Source organism: Alteromonas sp. 38 (assembly GCF_902506055.1).
In the GTDB taxonomy this organism is placed as follows: Bacteria; Pseudomonadota; Gammaproteobacteria; order Enterobacterales; family Alteromonadaceae; genus Alteromonas; species Alteromonas lipotrueae.
Genome location: NZ_LR733300.1, coordinates 4,051,841 through 4,070,988, shown reverse-complemented (window position 1 = coordinate 4,070,988; position 19,148 = coordinate 4,051,841). Strand labels below are relative to the sequence as shown.

At 42.6% G+C, this 19,148-nt stretch carries 14 protein-coding genes, 4 tRNA genes, 1 rRNA gene and 1 pseudogene; 16 read left to right on the top strand and 4 right to left on the bottom strand.

Annotation, left to right across the window (positions count from 1 at the left end; all coding sequences use genetic code 11):
- Positions 1–95 precede the first annotated feature (95 nt).
- Positions 96–2,477 carry an Ig-like domain-containing protein gene (locus FLAVO9R_RS17545; RefSeq protein WP_159533427.1) on the top strand — a complete coding sequence of 794 codons (2,382 nt, stop codon included), beginning with the start codon at positions 96–98 and terminating at the stop codon, positions 2,475–2,477.
- A gap of 83 nt (positions 2,478–2,560) precedes the next feature.
- Here the strand turns inward: FLAVO9R_RS17545 and FLAVO9R_RS17540 are convergent, their stop codons facing one another.
- Complete coding sequence (locus FLAVO9R_RS17540) at positions 2,561–3,475, bottom strand: LysR family transcriptional regulator (protein ID WP_159533425.1); 915 nt, start codon at positions 3,473–3,475, stop codon at positions 2,561–2,563.
- Positions 3,476–3,584: 109 nt separating this feature from the next.
- Here FLAVO9R_RS17540 and FLAVO9R_RS17535 point away from each other — a divergent pair, with 109 nt between their 5' ends.
- The 3 genes from FLAVO9R_RS17535 to FLAVO9R_RS17525 are packed head-to-tail and all read left to right on the top strand — an operon-like array spanning position 3,585 to position 7,742.
- Positions 3,585–5,291 carry an ABC transporter transmembrane domain-containing protein gene (locus FLAVO9R_RS17535; RefSeq protein WP_159533423.1) on the top strand — a complete coding sequence of 569 codons (1,707 nt, stop codon included), beginning with the start codon at positions 3,585–3,587 and terminating at the stop codon, positions 5,289–5,291.
- The gene (locus FLAVO9R_RS17530; RefSeq protein ID WP_159534713.1) at positions 5,284–6,327 is read left to right on the top strand and encodes an efflux RND transporter periplasmic adaptor subunit; all 1,044 of its coding nucleotides are present in this window, start codon (positions 5,284–5,286) and stop codon (positions 6,325–6,327) included. Before FLAVO9R_RS17535 ends, FLAVO9R_RS17530 begins: the two co-directional genes overlap by 8 nt.
- Before the next feature lie 8 nt (positions 6,328–6,335).
- Complete coding sequence (locus FLAVO9R_RS17525; protein WP_159533421.1) at positions 6,336–7,742, top strand: TolC family protein; 1,407 nt, start codon at positions 6,336–6,338, stop codon at positions 7,740–7,742.
- Between the two features lie 79 nt (positions 7,743–7,821).
- Here FLAVO9R_RS17525 and FLAVO9R_RS17520 read toward each other — a convergent pair whose 3' ends face one another.
- Positions 7,822–8,697 carry a hypothetical protein gene (locus tag FLAVO9R_RS17520; protein WP_159533419.1) on the bottom strand — a complete coding sequence of 292 codons (876 nt, stop codon included), beginning with the start codon at positions 8,695–8,697 and terminating at the stop codon, positions 7,822–7,824.
- A 118-nt stretch (positions 8,698–8,815) separates the two neighbouring features.
- A complete protein-coding gene (locus FLAVO9R_RS17515; protein ID WP_442858579.1) occupies positions 8,816–9,541 on the bottom strand; it encodes a hypothetical protein in 726 nt (241 codons plus the stop codon).
- Between the two features lie 714 nt (positions 9,542–10,255).
- Here FLAVO9R_RS17515 and rrf point away from each other — a divergent pair.
- Positions 10,256–10,371, top strand: a 5S ribosomal RNA gene (gene rrf / locus FLAVO9R_RS17510).
- A 112-nt stretch (positions 10,372–10,483) separates the two neighbouring features.
- On the opposite strand, the gene FLAVO9R_RS17505 is transcribed toward rrf, so the two are convergent.
- Positions 10,484–10,999 carry an EF-hand domain-containing protein gene (locus FLAVO9R_RS17505; protein ID WP_159533415.1) on the bottom strand — a complete coding sequence of 172 codons (516 nt, stop codon included), beginning with the start codon at positions 10,997–10,999 and terminating at the stop codon, positions 10,484–10,486.
- Between the two features lie 268 nt (positions 11,000–11,267).
- Here FLAVO9R_RS17505 and murB point away from each other — a divergent pair, with 268 nt between their 5' ends.
- The 11 genes and pseudogenes from murB to FLAVO9R_RS17450 all read left to right on the top strand — a co-directional run bounded on the left by murB (position 11,268) and on the right by FLAVO9R_RS17450 (position 19,027).
- Positions 11,268–12,260, top strand: a complete 993-nt coding sequence (murB, locus tag FLAVO9R_RS17500; protein ID WP_159533413.1) for a UDP-N-acetylmuramate dehydrogenase — start codon at positions 11,268–11,270, stop codon at positions 12,258–12,260.
- A 10-nt stretch (positions 12,261–12,270) separates the two neighbouring features.
- The gene (gene birA / locus FLAVO9R_RS17495; RefSeq protein WP_159533411.1) at positions 12,271–13,260 is read left to right on the top strand and encodes a bifunctional biotin--[acetyl-CoA-carboxylase] ligase/biotin operon repressor BirA; all 990 of its coding nucleotides are present in this window, start codon (positions 12,271–12,273) and stop codon (positions 13,258–13,260) included.
- Positions 13,247–13,987 carry a type III pantothenate kinase gene (locus FLAVO9R_RS17490; RefSeq protein ID WP_232370696.1) on the top strand — a complete coding sequence of 247 codons (741 nt, stop codon included), beginning with the start codon at positions 13,247–13,249 and terminating at the stop codon, positions 13,985–13,987. The genes birA and FLAVO9R_RS17490 overlap by 14 nt, the downstream gene beginning before the upstream one ends.
- A 112-nt stretch (positions 13,988–14,099) precedes the next feature.
- Positions 14,100–14,175, top strand: a tRNA-Thr gene (locus FLAVO9R_RS17485).
- 7 nt (positions 14,176–14,182) lie between these two features.
- Positions 14,183–14,267: transfer RNA gene (locus FLAVO9R_RS17480), tRNA-Tyr, on the top strand.
- 33 nt (positions 14,268–14,300) lie between these two features.
- Positions 14,301–14,375, top strand: a tRNA-Gly gene (locus tag FLAVO9R_RS17475).
- A 7-nt stretch (positions 14,376–14,382) separates the two neighbouring features.
- Positions 14,383–14,458, top strand: a tRNA-Thr gene (locus tag FLAVO9R_RS17470).
- A 67-nt stretch (positions 14,459–14,525) separates the two neighbouring features.
- Positions 14,526–14,826 (top strand): annotated as a pseudogene (locus FLAVO9R_RS17465) (GTP-binding protein); the annotation flags it as partial.
- A gap of 639 nt (positions 14,827–15,465) precedes the next feature.
- Entirely contained in the window at positions 15,466–16,878 is a 1,413-nt protein-coding gene (locus FLAVO9R_RS17460) for an alkaline phosphatase PhoX (protein WP_159533407.1), read from the top strand.
- 385 nt (positions 16,879–17,263) lie between these two features.
- Positions 17,264–17,416 carry a hypothetical protein gene (locus FLAVO9R_RS17455; protein WP_159533405.1) on the top strand — a complete coding sequence of 51 codons (153 nt, stop codon included), beginning with the start codon at positions 17,264–17,266 and terminating at the stop codon, positions 17,414–17,416.
- A 48-nt stretch (positions 17,417–17,464) separates the two neighbouring features.
- Positions 17,465–19,027, top strand: a complete 1,563-nt coding sequence (locus tag FLAVO9R_RS17450; protein WP_159534711.1) for a catalase — start codon at positions 17,465–17,467, stop codon at positions 19,025–19,027.
- The last annotated feature ends 121 nt before the right edge of the window (positions 19,028–19,148 follow it).

Below are 19,148 nucleotides of genomic sequence, written 5' to 3'. Positions count from 1 at the left end.
TAAGTAATGCATTTCGAACTTCCGTAAGCTATTATGCTTTGGAAATTAAATGGTATTGTTAAAAAAACTATAAAAATTGATAAGGACGTTTAGTAATGAAACATAGCATTATTGCGCTTGTTGTAAGTGCAACTTTTCTTTCTGCCTGCGGCGGTGGTTCAGACGAAAAAAACCAAGCTCCCATTCTAACTGCTGATGCTGCAGCCACGCTGAACGATTCAGCTGTTACTGTTGACGTGTTAGCGAATGACAGCGATCCAAATGGTGATGCGCTTACTATTTCTTCAGTCGGCACGCCTGATGTCGGCGAAGTCACCATTACAAACAATACATTGGTTTATACGCCTTCAGCGCAAGCAATGGGCGATGTGAGCTTTTCGTATGAAGTTACCGATGGTGAATTGTCATCAAGTTCAACGGTTACGATCACTAACCAACAGTCTGTCACAATCACTGGTATTGCAACTGATGCGCCTTTAAACAATGGAGAGGTTACTGCTACTAACAATAATGGTGACGTTCTGGCGACTGCAACTACTGATAGCAGTGGCAGATATTCACTTCCAATTCTTGTAAGTGAAAACCCTGGTTATTTAGTGCTTAACGCTAACGGGGTGGGTGATCAAATCCACGTAAGCCTAATGTCGCGGGTGGGTAATTTCTTAGATTTAAGAGCGCTTGCAAGTGAAAACAATACTAGTGAGCTTTCGGATGCACTGCTCTTAGAAAGTAAAATCACCCATGTAAGCACCGCGCTTTCTATCATGTACACTCAGTACGTAAACGACGGTGGGGAAGCAAGCTTTGACGTTTACGTCGGTGAAGCCGATTTTGAGAAAGTGTTAGACCTTGCAAGCTTTATAAAGGTACTTGCTGACAATGAAGACTTTTCGTTACCTGAAGGTACGGATACGGTTTCATTCTTTGCCGACAGTGAAGAAAATATTCTCACTACCATTCGAGCCTACTTAAATGATTTAGGGCTGATAAATGAAGACGGTACCTATGCCGATGCGTACGCGGATGCAATTAATGCTGCCCGTGTTGAAACATTAGAAGATGACACGCTTCAACAAAGCTACAGTGAATCATCGATAGCGGGCAAAACCTTTGCAACCTATAGCGCAGGAATGTACCAAGCGGCTAAAGGTTCGCCTGTTTATACATTCAATGCCGATGGAACAGGAAGCAAATCGTCAGCCGAAAACTATTACAACATTTTTTCAGATAGTGTTAGTTGGTCGGTAGATGATGGGGTGCTTGTAGTGGTGAACACCGATGCAACCCCAAGCCTTGAATTTCCGCCAAGCCCATCGAACTACCTTGAATACTTCGATGAAGAAACAGTATTGCAAATTCTTGCAGCAGATGAAGAAGGTTACTCTGCACAATGGAGAATAGAAAAACGTCCAGTTTCTGAGAGTTTCGAATTAGTGTACGAAAATGGTGGTAATGCGATTGCTCACGTTTCACAAGTTATAGAGCTAACGATAACGCCAGCAGTTGATGAGAGCTATGGAGCGCCTAAGTTTGTCACAGAGTATCCTCAAACTTACACCTCTATTTACAGTGATACTTCTGAAGTCATTTCGCTTTCTCGTGAAGATGTGTTGGCATCGCCTTGGGTAGTCGCTTACAACAGTGAGTTTGAGTACAGCTTAAACGACCGAGAAGGTAACCCAATTTCCCTAGAAGGCATGGTGAGCGATTACCTTACTTTTAACGATGACAACACGGTCACTTCTCGTTTGTTTGGTACTCAGGGCAGTTGGGCTTTCGACAGCGGTACAATTAGTTTATCTGTAAATGGTAAATCATTTACAGTAACACCGTTCAAAAAGCAGAATGACTACTTAATTGCTGTGTACGAATATGAAGAGGCCGGAAACGTAATAAAGTATGCGGCTGATATGCATGCTATCGACTTCAGCATGCCTGAAAGTTTTGACGTAACCTCTACGCCACCAATGGTGTGGGCTTCTACCATGAATACTTCGCTTTTTGTTAATGATTTACCACTAGCGGAAGATTTGTGGAGTTACTACTTTGATAGTGATGGTACTGCCGGTAGGGTTTTTGCCGAGATAGATTATTCTGATCCAGACTTACCTGATTCTCGTTTTGTGGATGACAGCGCGCTTTATAACTTTCAGTGGCAAAAAGAGGGTGACCTTTTAACGCTAAATGGTCTTAGAGAGAACAGTGCGTTTGTCTTTCAGCGTCGTTTTAAGTGGGAGCTACTTGGTGTGACAGACTCGGGGTTAATGGCTACCATTGAATATCAAGTAGGTACTATTGACTACAGCGACGGCTACAGCGTTGAGCCAGTTGGTACAGTTCCAAGGCTTAACTTCTTTATGCCACTAAACCTAGAGGATGCTTATCCAGAGATTTGGGCAAATACGGAAATTAATGGTCTTAATACCCCAGACTCACAAAACAACAGTTCAGTTTCATCACTAAAGCGTGATCAATAACGTATTGTTGGTATTTGAACTATAATTTAAGCCGAGCCCATGCTCGGCTTTCTTTTGTATTGAAAATCTTAAGTTCACTCCAACTAAGCATCCATTAGCTTTTGTGAGTAACCTAAGATAATGCGAGCCGCCTTAATAATAGATTCAGTAATAGTAAAATCTACACGACTTTTCCCTGTAATCGCATAGTACCTTTCATTCAGCGAGTGAGCCTGCCCAATACAATAAACACCGTATTGTGCTTCCACATGATTTGATATGGCCGACGGTGCGCAAAACACGCCGAAGTCCTCGCTACCAAATAGCTTTAGCAGTGCGGTATCATCAAACTCTGCTACTATCTTCGGGTAGAGTTGCTCTGTTTCTAGCCAACTCATTAATGCGTGGTGAATACCCGATGTATTGCCCTGAATCAGCAATGGCATATGATTCAAACAATCGGGAAAAGTCTGATTGCTTGGAAGAGGCGCTTTGGAAAAAAAGCTGAGCGCGCTTTCTCCGAGAAAGTGGCTGTTAGCACTTACCTGTGAGCCAGGTGCAATCCCCCTATCGGCCACAATGAAATCAATTGCATTAATTGCGAGTTCTTTAAGTAATCCATCGAAGCTATCTTCTTTAATAACATATTTAACGTTAGCGAAATTGCGCATAGTGTCATGGACGAAGTCATAAAAAAGCACTTTAGGTATACCATTAGTAATACCAATCACAAATTCTTTAGTATTTACTTCATCACCGGCGTTTAGTATTTCTGCTAGCTGATGGCCTTTATGAAAGATCTCACTAGCATATTGGAAGCTTATTTTTCCTTTATCATTCAAATATAGGCGTTTATTAATTCTATCGAAAAGCGGGTAGCCAATTTGATCCTCAAAAGTACTTAGTTGCCCACTAACGGTTTGAGGAGTAACGTGAAGTAATTTAGCGGCTTGCGCAATGCTGCCTTCGCGAGCCACTAAATAGAAGTAGTAAAGGTGGTGATAGTTTAGGTGATGCATAAGTAAGATTTTTACGATGAACTAATAAGAATATAACAGGTTTAGTATTCTTTTATTTGAATTACACTGGATAAAAGGCGAAGTATCACTCGGCGCTATTGAAGGAATTATGGGAAAAGTCATTAATTTACACGCAACGAGGAAAACCTTGTTTGCTATTTTGAAGCCAGAGTCAGGTTTTTTCTGGGTTGCCATAGCTTATGGTGTTGCTATTAGTTTAATGACATTAGCGGTGCCTATTGCGGTACAAACATTGATTAATAGTATTGCTAATATTGGCTCTGTTCGCTCGGTTGTCATACTTGCTATTGTGCTGTTTCTAACGCTCTTCGTATCGGGTATTTTTAGTGCGCTTCGAATGCGTATTATGGAATATTACGAACGCAAAGTTTATGCGCGTCTTACTGCCATTATAAGTTTAAAAACTATTATGGCGGAACACCGTTTCTTCGAAGGAAGGCAGAATACTAATATTACTCAGCGCTACTTCGATATAATGACTCTGCAGAAAAATGTGCCTTCACTCATGGTGGATGGGTTCGCGTTGGTATTGCAAATGCTAGTGGGCTTTACACTAGTATCATTTTACCACCCCATGTTATTTGCGTTTAACTTAGTGCTTATATTGGTGATGTATGCCATATGGAAAATTTGGGGTACGGGGGCCAAACGCTCTGCTATCGAGCTTTCACATGCAAAGTACGATTCGGCCAAATGGCTAAACGACATTGCTGCCGCTCATGAATTTTTCAAATCGGCTGACCATGTTGAATATGCGGGTAGAAGTACCGACACCTTTATCAATAACTACCTCACTAAGCACAAAAATCACTTTCATTACACTTTTGCGCAAGTGGTTATGTTTTTGTTGCTCTATGCATTTGCCAGTGCGACGTTGTTAGGTATTGGCGGTGTGCTGGTGGTACAAGGCCAGCTATCTATCGGTCAGTTGGTGGCTGCAGAATTAATAATGTCTGCGGTATTCTTTGGGCTGTCGCGTTTTACGCAATATTTAAAGCTTTACTATGAATTGTATGGCGCCGCTGAAAAGATAGGTTCTGCCCTGGTTATTCCGCAAGAAGTCGTTAATGAAAAAGCGGATCGGGTGCCAAACTCTTCGCAGTTAATTTTTAATAAGTTACACCTCACCCATGGTAGCGATACCTGTTTAATAGATTTGCAAATTGAAGCGGGTGGTAAGTACTTCATTACTACGAATAAGAGTTGGGTTCAAAAGCAACTTATTGGGCTAATGAAGCGCTACGAAAAGCCGCAAAAAGGTGAGCTACTGCTTGGTGACTTGAGCTTGTATGATTTCGATACCTATGAATTACGCCAAGCAATTAATACGCTAGACCGTTCTCTTATCGTTGAATGTTCCATCGAAGAGTATTTACGACTGGCAAACCCAAGAGCGAGCTTTGCTGAAATTAGAGCTGCTCTGGCGGCTGTTGAATTAGATACCGTTATCGATGCACTGCCTAACGGGGTTGATTCTAAGGTGTCGGTATTAGGGGCGCCATTGCAGCCGCTAGAATTCCTATTGTTAAAGCTGGCCGCAGTCATTATTGAAGAGCCCAAAGTGCTTATCATTAATCAACATTTCGACGCTATTCCGCTAGCACTGCGGCTACGGTTGTTAAACCGTTTGTCTGAACTTAGTTGTACGGTACTTTATTTTACCAACACACCTGAAGCTCATTGTTTGGACGGTGTTATTTATCTAAAAGACAGTGCCGAGGTAGTGGCAGCTGAACCTGCAAAAGAAAGCGTTGTTAGCCAAAGCGTGTCGCAGGAAGGAGCAAATGATGAATAGTGCAGAAAAGCGATTTTTAGATAATGTCAGTTCTTTATCTTCACTACATGTTCCGAAGCTTCATAAAGTGGTGTGTGGATTGGTGTTAGCGATGGTGGTGTGTGCTTCGCTTATTCTGTGGTTTACACCTTGGATGCAAACGGCTTATGGCACAGGAATGGTCGACTCTTTAGACCCAGTCGACAGAACGCAGGCGATTAGTGCCTTAGTTGATGGGCAAATAAAGCAATGGCATGTGCGAGAAGGTATGCAAGTAAAGGCGGGCGACCCTATCGTCACGTTAATTGATACCGACGCTGGCCGATTAGAAAAATTGCAATCTCAACTAGCGGCGGCAAAAGCTGGGCATCAAGCTAATGAAACTGCAGTAGCTAACGCTGAAAATAATTTAGCACGTCAAATGGGGTTACAAGAGCAGGGGCTAGTGTCCCGCAAAGATGTAGAAGCAGCGCAAATAAAGGTGCAGGAATTAAAAGCTAAGGCGGCAAGCTCTCTATCTGCCATTAACGATGTAAGCATGAGTTTATCGCGTCAGTCTATTCAAACAAAAGTGGCGCCAGTAGATGGCACTATCATTAGGCTTTACTCTGGTGGAGTCTCAACATTTGTAAAAGCAGGGGCGGTGTTAGGGCAGTTTATCCCTTTGAACGCCAAACGTAGTATACGTATAACGGTAACAGGGCTAGATGCGCCGCTAGTTAAAAAGGGCGCCAAGGCGCGTTTACAGTTTGAAGGCTGGCCAGTGTTTCAATTTAGCGGGTGGCCGGGTAGTTCTATAGGCACGTTTGGTGGCGAAGTGGTTTACGTTGAGCCGGTGGCAAGTACCGCTGGTACGTTTCAGGTGTGGATAATGCCTGATGCAGATGACGTACCATGGCCTAAAGAAAGCGCTACGCGGTTAGGAAGCCGCGTTAAAGCGTGGGTATTGTTAGAGGAAGTGAAGTTGGGCTATGAACTGTGGCGACAATTGAATAACTTTCCTCCCCAGCAAACCGCTGAGCCCGAATCATCTCAAACTAAAACGTCGAGTTGGTAAGGGATAGCATGAGAAAACTACATGTTGTTACGTTTGCCTTTGCATTGAACGTTTCTGTGATGAGCTGTGCAGTAGCCGCAGCTCTGCCAACGGTAACTGAGCTTATCGAGTCAATGCAGTATCACCATCCTTATACTCAAGCCATTGCTGAAGGTGAAATTCAAAGCGGTGCAGATATCGATATTGCGCTTAGCGAGTTCGACCCTTTTATAGAGCAACAAACATCTAGCAGAGTAAGTGGTTATTACGATGGTTTGGCACTACAGCAACGCGCAATAAAGCCGCTTCAGTCTTTGAACGCTTCAGTTTATACAGAGTACCGTGTGTCTGATGGTGACTTTCCTGTTTACGAACAAGAATATGAAACCCTCTCTGGCGGGGAGGCCAGCGTAGGAATTTCACTTTCGTTATTAAAGAACCGAGAAGTAGATAAACGAAGAGTAGGGGTAAGAAATGCAAGGTTAGCTGCACAGCAATGGGAAGCCGAAGCGCAAGACTTGCTGAATAGCTTTTTACACAAAGGGTTAACCGAGTATTTGTTATGGTATGAGAGCGCGTTGCAGGTGATATCGGTGGAATCATTATTGAGCCGCGCTGCTGAACGTGAACGAGCACTATCTACTCGGGTTGAAAAAGGCGATCTAGCACGGGCCACGCTTACCGAGTTTAAAGCGAATATTTTAGAACAGCGTTTATTAGTGGCTAAGTTGAAGCAAAAACGCAATGCACATGCCCGAACCTTGTCTTACTATTGGCGCGATACTCAAGGTGAAATGATACCGATAACAGAAACTAAATTATCGGCAGATATTCATTGGCCTTTTAGCGTAAGTACTGCGCAAATAAGTCAGCTACGTAAACAAATTACTCAGCACCCTCAGTTAGCGTTATTGCGCATGAGTAAAACGGTGGTTCAGAACAAGCAAGTCTTGGCTAAAAATGCGCTGTTGCCGAAACTTGACCTGAAGGCGTCTTTGGCACGAGATATCGGGAGTGGACCTAATTCACTTGACGGTACAGAGAGCAAAGTGGCCTTGGCGTTTTCCTATCCGCTAGGTAATAGAAAGGCAAAAGCTGAACAAGTTAAGCTTGTGTCGAAGGGACGAGAGCTCGAACACAAGTATGTATCTAGCAGGCAATCCATCGAGCAAGCATTCGAAAAAGCTTATGAGTATTGGGTGCAAGCAAAAGAGATCGCTAGTTTACAGCAACAAAATGCAGAACTCGCCAAGCTACTATTAAGTATGGAGCTTCAACGTTTCGACGCGGGCGACAGTGATATGTTTACGCTAAACGCTAGGGCATCCAATGAGATAAAGGCGCAAATGAAAGCGATAGAAACAAATGTCGATTTGTTGAGTGCTGAGCTTATGCTTTATCGTGTCGTTGTTGCATTGCACACGGTTAATCACTAGTTCAGTAGATGGCCAAAACGTGTTTAATCTTAATGTTCTATTTTACCTTTAAAGCTGGCTTGCAACTAGACGAGGGCGCTTATTGACCTGATGCATATACTCGCGCTTGATTATATTGCATTAAGGTAGGTATAAGTGCGGCTGCTAACATGTAGTTGGTTTCACTAAACCACCGGTCGTCATATCGAATCTCAGCTTTACGTGTTTCACAATTTCTCATGGGATTGCCGAACAACACATGATGTGTCGATTTTCCTAGGCTTTCGTTACGTGGAGTTTTTGGCAACGCTAAAAAGTTGTAAACGTTGTCTAGAGTTTCACTGGGGTTGAAACAAAACGGTTCGTAACCTACCACTTCGAAGGGTAAAGCGAGTTGGTTTAAAAGAGATTCCCTTTTCTTATTGTCGCTTAGCCATCGCATCATCTGATACCAATAGTGGCCCTTTACCTTTTTTAATCCTTTGCGTGGCTGCGACCGAGCTAACCTTGCTTGTGAGCTTGAGTAAGAGCGAACATCTCTGATCAAAAATAGCGCTCTAACATCAATAGTTTCAGAGCCCGCCAGCAACGTTAGATGTTTTACGCCCTTCGAGGTATCTATGGGTTGATAGTTGTTACCATATAATTTAGAAAATTGAGAGAGCACAGTAGCGTAAGCATCTGGATAATAATTTGGCTTTGCAGGGTTTACGATATCTAAGCTTCGCATTTTCGATAATACAGGTTGCCAAAATTCGCACTTGTCAGCGGGGGCGTCACAACTACAAAGATGCGCTTGCTTATTTAGCCAATAGGTCGGGCCCATCCGTAAAACTTGATATATTTCTCCAAGCGATATGAGGTTTTCGTGACACGCTAATGCCATTGAGAATACCGTTGACCCAGAATGAGATAGGCTGGTTAAACAAACGATGGGTTGTTTAGATGGGGAAAAGTCGTCATTGTTTTGCGTCATGGGTTATCGTTAGTCAGAGTAAATATGGAATTACCTACTCTGACTTACAAAAGTGACGAAGGGTCTTATCTTTACGTATTATTTACGTAAGATTGAAAGATTGTTTAGTTTTGTTGAATCAGTTGTTGATAGCTGAATTAAAATCTTCTTCAGATAACCCTGCGGCCATCGCATATTCTTTTAGCTTGTCGTCTTGAACACCTGCATGTTGCGCAGTGGCTAATATACGAATAACTTGCTCACGTTGCTGAGACGATTCTCTTACGGCCGTTTCTACTACTGTTTTTGCATCGTTTGGAAATACAGCTAACAGCGCATCTACTACATATTCACCAACAAAAGGGACTGCATTAAGTGCGCTCGTCATGATATCGACAATCTTGTTTGGGTGTTCTTGAGACAAAGTCTGAACAATACTGTCTGCTGCATCAGGTTGCGTTAGCACGGCAACGCGAACAATCTCGCTCAGTTCTTCAGGCGTTGCAACAGCAGCAGCTTGAACAACGAAGTCTACATAAGTAGGTTCTGCCATTATCGCCAACTGAACGATGTTGGGACATGAACTTACTTCTTTCTCTATAGCCAACTGTACTATTTCTTCTGTAGATGAAGGCTGAGAGGAAATAGCTGCAAAGATAATCTCGCGGTATTGATCAGGGTATGTATCTAATGCGATATCAACAATAGAAACTACATCTTGAGGATAATGACTTGCTATAGAACTAATAGCACGCCCAACAGACATGTTTTGATCAACCTGGCGTTTTAAGAACGAGGTTTGAAAATGATTTGATTGATTAGAGGTAGCTTCTTCCGGTGAAACAGTTCCATCCTTTGCACTCATACCTATCGCTGGTGTACTTACTGCAAGTACCAGCACTGCCGATGAAAGCAATGAAGTAATACGAAACATATATCCACCTTATATTTATTGCGTAGTCTATTACCACTAACGGACTACTACTTTATAGGAATTATAGTCCCATCCTATTAGTAATTAGTCCATATTGTCTACTTATTATCTCATCTGAGTGAAAATTAACCGAATGGTTCAGTTTATTACACTTTTCTTAAAACAAGGGTTGACGCAGGCTCAGAAATCTCTAGAATGCGCATCCGCTTCGACAGGAAAGTGAAACAACTTACACTGGCAAAGCAAGTCACTACTTACCTTTAAGGTCAAGTGTGACGGGGTTTTAAAGAAAATGCTTTAGAAAATAAATTTTCAAAAAGTGTTGACACTGAAAGCTTCAAGCGTATAATGCGCACCTCACTCGAGCAGGGTGAGTCACGAAGAAGCAATGGCTTCTAGTGAATTGCGACAAAGTCGCAACGTTCTTTAACAATTTATAACAAGACAATCTGTGTGGGCACTCATTAAGAGTGTCACACAACGACGATTCATATTCGATATATTTAATTGAAGAGTTTGATCATGGCTCAGATTGAACGCTGGCGGCANTTACGTGAATATCAGAATTCCTAAATTGTTAATTATTAAAGTAATATGGACTAAATAAGTCGGTATTACGCAAACAAACGTTTGCAACCAGTTTTTCCTGGCAGCCATAGCGATACGGTACCACCTGATCCCATTCCGAACTCAGAAGTGAAACGTATTAGCGGCGATGGTAGTGTGGGGTTTCCCCATGTGAGAGTAGCACACTGCCAGGTCCCATTCGAAGAAAGCCCTTATCAAATGATAAGGGCTTTTTTTATGCCTGCAGGAAAGTGAAGCTAGGCGGGTTATTAATCCGCATTGCTCATTGTTTGAAAACAAAGATACTTATTGCTTACCTTTCTTTTTCAGATAATGTTCAAGTTCTTTTCTGGTGAGCGCCCCATTCCCATCTTTATCCATTTTAGTGAAGTTTCCGTCTATATTGGCTTTAGATACTTCAGCAGATGACAATGTACCATCTTCGTTTATGTCCGCTTTTTCAAAATTAACAACAACCGCTGATACCATGGCGGTGTTTTCTACATCATCTACCTTTTCTACGCTAACGGCGTCTTCTACACTATTTTCATTAACAGTCGCAATCACATCCTCACTAAATTTGCTGGTATTTGCTTTTACGAATTCGTTAAATTCGGAGAGGTTTATAGCAGAGTCGCTGTTTGTGTCTATATTTCCTAAAAAAGGCGCTATTGATGTTCCTTCCAATTCACTCGATGTGAGTAATTCGTCACCATCAGAATATAACCCCGTAAAACTAGTCTCTATCTTACCGTTGGACGAGGCCATAACCAAACTCGAAATTAGTGTGCTCATTAACATAGATAGTGAAAGCTTTTTCATAATAAACTCCATTTACTTAAGTGCGTTCTGCTCAAAAAGAGACAAAACGTTTCAGTGTAAGAAGTAAAGATTCATATTTTATGCCACTACCTAACTTTATGTTATTTGTGACTAATAACAGATAAAAGTCGACGGGCAATGGTTGCAAACTCTGCAATGTGTGAAATATATACAGGGGGCGATCTCCTTAACCAATCCCTCTAAACTGCTTTTAATTAACATCAGCTTCACCTACCATTAGCGCATTATTATTCTTCTATAAAGTGCTATGCCCTCATTAAAGCAATATCATACCTTTTCATTAGCCTCGAATTGCGCATCTATCGTCGAATTCGACTCTGTAGATTCATTTTTAAAAGCTTACAATCCCGAAATTAATACGTATATTTTAGGTGGTGGAAGCAATTCGGTATTTTTGGATGACTTCGAAGGTGTGGTGCTAGTAAATAAAATTAAGGGTATTAGCCACTACGACACCGAATCACATCATCATATTAGTGTTGGGGCGGGGGAAGATTGGCATGAGTTTGTATCGCTGTGTATGCAAAATGGCTGGTTTGGCCTTGAAAACCTTGCGCTGATCCCAGGTTCCGTAGGCGCATCGCCTATTCAAAATATTGGGGCTTACGGGGTAGAGGTACATTCATTCATAGATTCTATAGAAGCGATACTGCTTGAAACAAAAGAACCCTTTCTTATTAAGGGGGCTGATTGCCAGTTTGGTTACCGCGATAGTATTTTTAAACACGCCTTATATGGTAAAGCGCTTATCACCAAAGTGAATTTTACACTTCCCAAGGCGTACGACGTTGTGGCGAGTTATGGTGAATTATCGGCTATAGACTGCCCTAGTGCGAAAGATATCTTTAATAAGGTAATAGAAGTGCGAAAAGCCAAGCTTCCTGATCCTAAGCAGCTTGGAAATGCAGGTAGTTTCTTTAAGAACCCTGTTATTGCATTAACGCATTTTGAAGAACTCAAATGTCACTATCTTGATATACCGAGTTACCCGGTGTCAGAAAATCAGGTAAAAGTACCTGCTGCATGGCTTATCGATCAGATGGGTTTTAAAGGAAAGGCGCTTAATGATGTTAGGTGTCACCCTACACAGCCGCTAGTATTAACTAATATAGGAAACGCGCTGGGAAATGACTTAATTGCCCTAGCTAAACAAATAATGCATGCGGTAGAAAGTAAATTTAAAATAACACTCGAGCCAGAAGTACGTTTAGTTGGTAAGGAAGGACTCATTCAATTATGAGACAGCAATTATGAGGCAGGCGTCAAAATCAGTCAGAAAACATATATTGGCCTTGTTGTCTGATGGACACTTCCATTCAGGTGAAACCATAGCGCAACAAGTTGGTCTTTCCCGCACCGCTGTAGCAGGCCATATTTCTCAGCTTTCTGACTGGGGATTAGATGTTTTTAAAGTTAAAGGTAAGGGTTACCGTTTAGAGCGAGGTTTTTCTTTGTTAAATGCAGAGAGTATTAAGAAGCACTTAGGTAATACTAAGCGCGCCATGATAGATGTTGAGTCGGTTTTACCTTCTACTAATACTGAAATGAAAAAGCGAATTGCTAATGCTCGTCATGAATTAGCTGATGGTGATGCAATATTCGCTGAAATTCAGACGGCGGGTCGTGGTCGTCATGGTAGAACCTGGTTAGCGCCTATTGGTGGTAGCTTAACGTTTTCTATGTATTGGTCTTTCCCGGATGGTTACCAAAGCATGGCGGGTTTGTCATTAATGGTTGGTTTGGCAGTATGTGAAGCATTAAAAGACTTTGGCGTAGATGATACTGAACTGAAGTGGCCTAACGACATTTATCTTCAAGGTAAAAAGCTCGCCGGCATTCTTATAGAAGTTGAAGGCCAAATTGGTGCTACTGCGCATTCTGTTATTGGAATAGGCTTAAATGTGTGTGTTCCTGATAGCCAATATGACGTTGGACAGCCTCATAGCGATTTAACATCTTATTTAGGACACACGCCAGATAGAAATAGTTTAGCGGCAGCCATAATAAAATCCCTTTGGGCATTATTACCTAAGTTCACCCAACAAGGTTTTGGCCCGTTCGCACCTCATTGGGAAGCACTAGACCTGTATGCAGATAAAAGGATTGTGCTACAAATGGGCGAAAAGCGTTTTTCTGGTATTGATCGAGGCGTAGATGCCAGCGGTGCATTGTTGGTAGAAACCCAAGATGGCATTACTCGATTCCACGGTGGAGAGGTTAGCTTACGTGGTAACCGATAAAAATGTCGTTTTAGTGGACGTTGGTAATACGCGATTTAAATATTGTTTGTTATCTAATGCCGAAAATGAGCCAACCGCCACAGAAAATTTATCCGATTTACTTTCTTTTATCGATAAACAGCAAAATATTTCCCACTTATATTTAGCCTCAGTACGAAAAGCAGATGCGGTCGAACAAATTTTCGCCGCTTGCGAACAGAGAAATATCGCTGTTGAAGAGAAAAATACCGAGCGAGAAGCCTTCGGCATAAAAAATAGTTACGAAAACGAAAAAAAAATGGGGGTTGATCGATGGCTTGCCATGGTTTGTGCTGCAGAAAAATCACAAAAAGCATTTTTTGTGATGGATGTGGGCACAGCAATTACGGTTGATTTTGTGGTAGATGGTCAACATTTAGGCGGTTGGATCACCCCTGGCTTTCAAGTAATGAAACAAGCATTACTTAATTCCACTAAGAAAGTGTATGCAAATGACGAAATTCCGACCAGTCTCACCCTGGGCAACGATACCGAAGAATGTGTTGCAACAGGCTGCTATGCCGCAGTGTATGGTGTTTATTTGAGCGCCGTTGATTACTTATCCAGCAAACAAACCGATTTTGATATAATTTTAGGGGGTGGGGACAAAAAAATGTTTGCATTCCTTGAAAGCGATGTTAGGATTCGTCCCGCTCATTTGGTGGTGCAAGGTTTGGCCCGCTACGCAAGAAGCGAGCTTCTTACGTAACTGGTTTGATTGATAAGTTTTTATCGGTCAAAAAAGAAAAAGTAAAATTTTTCAAAACAACACTTGCACTGAGTAATTCATTACTCTAGAATGCGCACCCACTTGATGTAGTGCCGACTTAGCTCAGTTGGTAGAGCAACTGACTTGTAATCAGTAGGTCGCCAGTTCGACTCCGGCAGTCGGCACCATCAATCTGGAGGGGTACCCAAGCGGTCAACGGGATCAGACTGTAAATCTGACGGCTCAGCCTTCGCAGGTTCGAATCCTGCCCCCTCCACCACTTTTTTATGAGGTGGCCAGAGAATTAGGATTTGCGAGCATCGTATAATGGCTATTACCTCAGCCTTCCAAGCTGATGATGTGGGTTCGATTCCCACTGCTCGCTCCAAATCAGTGCTGATATAGCTCAGTTGGTAGAGCGCACCCTTGGTAAGGGTGAGGTCGGCAGTTCAAATCTGCCTATCAGCACCAGTTTCTCCCCAGCTCATGTTTATAGAATTTCATAAATTTTTAAAGTAACTTTGCTGGGATAATAGAAATGGCAAAAGAAAAGTTTGAACGTACGAAACCCCATGTAAACGTTGGTACTATTGGCCACGTTGACCACGGAAAAACTACTCTAACTGCGGCAATCACTACTGTTCTTTCTAAGACATACGGTGGTTCAGCTCAGGCTTTCGATCAAATCGATAACGCGCCTGAAGAAAAAGCTCGTGGTATTACCATCTCTACATCTCACGTAGAGTATGACACTCCTACTCGTCACTACGCTCACGTAGACTGCCCAGGACACGCTGATTACGTTAAAAACATGATCACCGGTGCTGCTCAGATGGACGNATGGGGCCTTCGCTACAGCATCCATGTTGTAGAGAGTTTTCGAGGCGCACAAAGCCCTTCCTTCTAAACGTGCCATCGTACTCAGATAGTGATTAATCCCATCAGAAATGCGGCGTGAATCCATCAATGGAGCCTGTGCAGTCGCATCTATGCTGTGGAAGGTTTTAGATGGGGGCTACTCCCTCTCTTGTAAATGCCAGCATCTACTATTGCTATAGTAGGGGATAACCCATCCATGGGGCCTTCGCTATAGCATCCATGCTGTAGAAAGTTTCCTAAGTGCTCAAAACTCTATTTAACAATGAGAAGTTTGATATGAAGCCTAAGCTGCACTCAAAAGCTGACTCATTTTAGTTTTATCACTCTGAACTCATCCCTTATCTCTCGGTCTATTGCCATGTGTTTTCACCAACACAAGTAAACTTTGTCGTGCTTTTCTTTAAATATCATAGACCGGTTTAACTGCACTGGTTTACTAGGGGAGGTGTCTTCTATAAAAACATCGGTAATTGTCATAGAGAAAAGGTAATAAATGTTATAATGTAACAATAGTGTGTGATGATAGATGCAGGCAGTATTTGGTTTAATCGGGTACACGTAAATCAGATGCGTAAGTATTAGTACAAAGAGTGATAATAATGATTAATAGACGGCAGTTTTTTAAAGGGGCGGGTACCTTGGCATTTGCTGGGTTGGCATCAAGTGCACTGGGTAAAGCGAATGCGGGTGTGTTAACGCCAACCACCAAAGGCTACGGGCCGCTTGTGCCTGATCCTAAGAAACTTCTCGATTTGCCTCAGGGTTTTAGTTACCAGGTTATCTCATCACTGGGTGATGCCATGAGTGATGGATTAAATGTGCCCGATCGTGCAGACGGCATGGGGTGTTTCTCGCTAGGTAAAAATAGGGTTGCCTTAGTACGAAATCACGAGTTACAGGCTGCTCATCTATCTATCCAGCCTGAATCTATTCAAACTCATACTACTGAGCTTGCTTATGATCATTTTGAAAACGGTGTCGCTCTGCCAGGAGGCACCACCACGCTGGTTTATAATCTTGATACCAAAGTTGTTGAAAAAGAGTTTGTTAGCTTAGTAGGTACTATTCGTAACTGCGCTGGCGGTATTACGCCTTGGGGGACGTGGTTAACGTGCGAAGAATCCGTTGATAAACCTAACGGTGTTATTTCTAAAGCACATGGCTATATCTTTGAAGTACCTGCCGATGCTGAGACGTTAGTAGAGGCTAAACCGCTTAAGGCTATGGGGCGGTTTAATCATGAAGCGACTTGTGTCGACCCAGAAACGGGTATTGTTTATTTAACGGAAGACAGAGGCGATAGCTTGTTTTATCGCTTTATTCCTAATGTGAAAAGCCAGCTTGATAAAGGCGGTAAGTTACAGGCTTTGCGCATAAAAGGTGTGCCTCAGTTCGACTCTCGTAACTGGGATAAGGCGCGTATGAATCTGGGAGAATGGTTAAATGTGGATTGGGTTGATTTACATACGCCAGAAAGCCCTAATGATGACTTGCGCGTTCAAGGTCATAAGGCGGGCGCAACGTTGTTTGCTCGAGGTGAAGGGCTGCATTGGGGCAGCAACGAGCTTTATTTTTGCTGTACCAATGGTGGGGCAAAGCAACTAGGTCAGATAATGCGTTACCAGCCACACCGCTCTCAACCACAAGGCTCTCAACCACAAAGCTCTCAGCAACAAGGCGCTACAGCTGATTCTGCTTCAAGCCTAGAGACCTCTGGTGGCAGATTACAATTATTCGTTGAAAGTGATGACGCTAGCTTATTTAACTTTGGCGATAATCTAACAGTAAGCCCTAATGGCCATTTGATTGTATGTGAAGACCAGTACACCGAAGTGGTAGATAACCACCTTCGCGGGGTTACACCAGAGGGCGATATTTATAACGTTGCCAAACTACACGCGCAAACCGAACTTGCCGGCGCGTGCTTCACTAACGACGGCAGTGTGTTGTTCGTGAATATGTACTCTCCCAGTAAGACCTTGGCCATTACAGGCCCCTGGATGGCGCTTTAACTAGCACCATGTTCAAGTAACTGATTATCGGTAATGTGCTTTGTGTATGTGAAGTACATTACCTTTCTGTCTATCTTCCTACCTACCTTTGCTTCTGCCTTTGACCCCTTTGTGTATTCTCTTATCTACCATCGTTGTCACTCTGAAATAAGTATCAAAGATACTAACCTTTTGGTGTTAAGTTAAAAATTGACTTGTTAATTAAACTATCGAACAAATCGCAAATTTTCCCAAGCTCACCCAGTCTAAAATACCAATCGAAAAACTCAATCAGTTTTCTATTATTTAGTCACATCTATAAATCAAATTAAGTTAATCAATTAATGTTATTTTAATAGTTTTCGCAGAACGTGAATAATCCTCGCATCTAACAAGGAGAGCTGATGTGAGCACAATTTTAAAAAAACTTACACCGCACAAATTCGTTGCTAAACCAGCACAATCGGTTTGCAACTATGCAAATAACTATTATGGCGACCAAGTTTGTGTCGCTCAGAAAACCCCGACCAATAAAACTCGTTTTTCAGGAGCAGCATAAATGAAGCGATCGTTTACCCGTAGTATTATAAGTTGTGTAACCGTAGGTATGTTAAGCATGGGCTTAACTGCTCAAGCGGATACCCTTACTCGTCAAAATGGCGCACCAGTTGGTGATAACCAGAACTCGCAAACTGCTGGTCCTTGGGGCCCTGTGCTTTTACAAGATTCTCACCTAATTGAGAAGCTAGCGGCGTTTGACCGTGAGCGTATTCCAGAGCGTGTGGTTCATGCCCGTGGTGTCGGTATTCATGGTTACTATGAAAACTACGAAGATTTGTCTGACGATACAGTTGCTGCACCTTTCCAAGGTGAAGGTAAAAAGACCGAAGTATTCGTGCGCTTTTCATCAGTAGTACACGGCCACCTTTCGCCTGAAACACTTCGTGATCCTCGTGGTTTCGCCGTTAAATTCTACACCGAACAAGGAAACTGGGATTTAGTCGGTAACAACTTCCCTGTGTTCTTTATCCGTGATGCAATTAAATTCCCAGATATGGTTCACGCATTTAAACCGTCTCCGGTAACCAACAAGCAAGATGCTAAGCGTGTATTCGACTTCTTCTCGCATGTTCCAGAGTCTACGCACACACTAACCATGTTGTTCTCTGACTATGGTACGCCTGCAAGCTACCTAAATATGGATGGTTCAGGTGTTCACGCATTCAAATTTGTTGATGATGAAGGCAATGTTAAATACGTGAAATTTACGTGGAAAGCGAACCAACCTATTAAGAACTTCACTGCTGAAGAAGCAATGAAACAACAAGGTATGGATTTCCAGCCACACACTACTGACGTTTACACTCGCATTGGTGAGAAAGGCGAAACCGCTTCATGGGATTTGTATTTGCAAGAACTTGAGCCAGAGCAGTTAGATGATTTTGACTTCAACCCGTTAGATACCACAAAGATCTGGCCTGAGAAGTTAGTTGCTTCACGCAAAATTGGTCGTATGGTGTTAAACCGTGTACCTGACAACTTCTTTGAAGAAACTGAGCAAGCTGCATTTGCACCAAGCAACTTAATTCCAGGTATTGAGCCGTCAGAAGATAGAATGCTACAAGGTCGTTTGTTCTCTTATGCTGATACCCAGCGCTACCGTTTAGGTGTTAACGCTTACCGTATTCCGGTAAACGCGCCTAAAAATGTTGAGATTAATAACCACGAGCAACATGGCCAGCTTCGTACTACATCAACTAACCGTGATGTTAACTACCAGCCTAGCCGTCGCTTAGACTTGAATGAAGATCCTGCATACCGCTACTCAAGCAAGCCGCTTGCAGGTATGACACAGCAAATTCCTTTCTACAAGGAACAGAACTTCAAACAAGCGGGTGAGTTCTACCGCAACCTTGATAAGCAAGGTCGTAAGAACTTAATCAACAACATAGGTGGTGCATTAGCATCGGTACCTGAAGAAGAGATTCGCGTTATCATCAGTGCATTCATGTACAACGCTGATAAAGAATACGGTACCGGCGTTGCTAAGCTAGCTAAGGTTTCTATCTCGCAAGTACGTGCAGAAGCAAAAGCACTAATGGACGAGCAAGCAGCCCGCGCTGCTAAAGCGAAGAAAGTAGCGGAAAGCTTGACTGCCCTTATGCAATAAGTAACACCACTATCAACTCGCCCTACCTATTTAGGTAGGGCAGTTATCGTTATCAAAGACTTCGTTTGAACCACCTGTTTTACCTTGTAGCTTTTTTCATATCAACTACTCATATTTATCA

What these genes read in the sequence shown, in the direction of transcription:
- FLAVO9R_RS17450 (WP_159534711.1), top strand. Translation starts at nt 17,465, where the DNA reads ATGTTAAGCATGGGCTTAACTGCTCAAGCGGATACCCTTACTCGTCAA.
- birA (WP_159533411.1), top strand. Translation starts at nt 12,271, where the DNA reads ATGAGGCAGGCGTCAAAATCAGTCAGAAAACATATATTGGCCTTGTTG.
- FLAVO9R_RS17540 (WP_159533425.1), bottom strand. Translation starts at nt 3,475, where the DNA reads ATGCATCACCTAAACTATCACCACCTTTACTACTTCTATTTAGTGGCT.
- FLAVO9R_RS17535 (WP_159533423.1), top strand. Translation starts at nt 3,585, where the DNA reads ATGGGAAAAGTCATTAATTTACACGCAACGAGGAAAACCTTGTTTGCT.
- FLAVO9R_RS17515 (WP_442858579.1), bottom strand. Translation starts at nt 9,541, where the DNA reads ATGAGTGCAAAGGATGGAACTGTTTCACCGGAAGAAGCTACCTCTAAT.
- FLAVO9R_RS17505 (WP_159533415.1), bottom strand. Translation starts at nt 10,999, where the DNA reads ATGAAAAAGCTTTCACTATCTATGTTAATGAGCACACTAATTTCGAGT.
- FLAVO9R_RS17460 (WP_159533407.1), top strand. Translation starts at nt 15,466, where the DNA reads ATGATTAATAGACGGCAGTTTTTTAAAGGGGCGGGTACCTTGGCATTT.
- murB (WP_159533413.1), top strand. Translation starts at nt 11,268, where the DNA reads ATGCCCTCATTAAAGCAATATCATACCTTTTCATTAGCCTCGAATTGC.
- FLAVO9R_RS17530 (WP_159534713.1), top strand. Translation starts at nt 5,284, where the DNA reads ATGAATAGTGCAGAAAAGCGATTTTTAGATAATGTCAGTTCTTTATCT.
- FLAVO9R_RS17545 (WP_159533427.1), top strand. Translation starts at nt 96, where the DNA reads ATGAAACATAGCATTATTGCGCTTGTTGTAAGTGCAACTTTTCTTTCT.
- FLAVO9R_RS17525 (WP_159533421.1), top strand. Translation starts at nt 6,336, where the DNA reads ATGAGAAAACTACATGTTGTTACGTTTGCCTTTGCATTGAACGTTTCT.
- FLAVO9R_RS17520 (WP_159533419.1), bottom strand. Translation starts at nt 8,697, where the DNA reads ATGACGCAAAACAATGACGACTTTTCCCCATCTAAACAACCCATCGTT.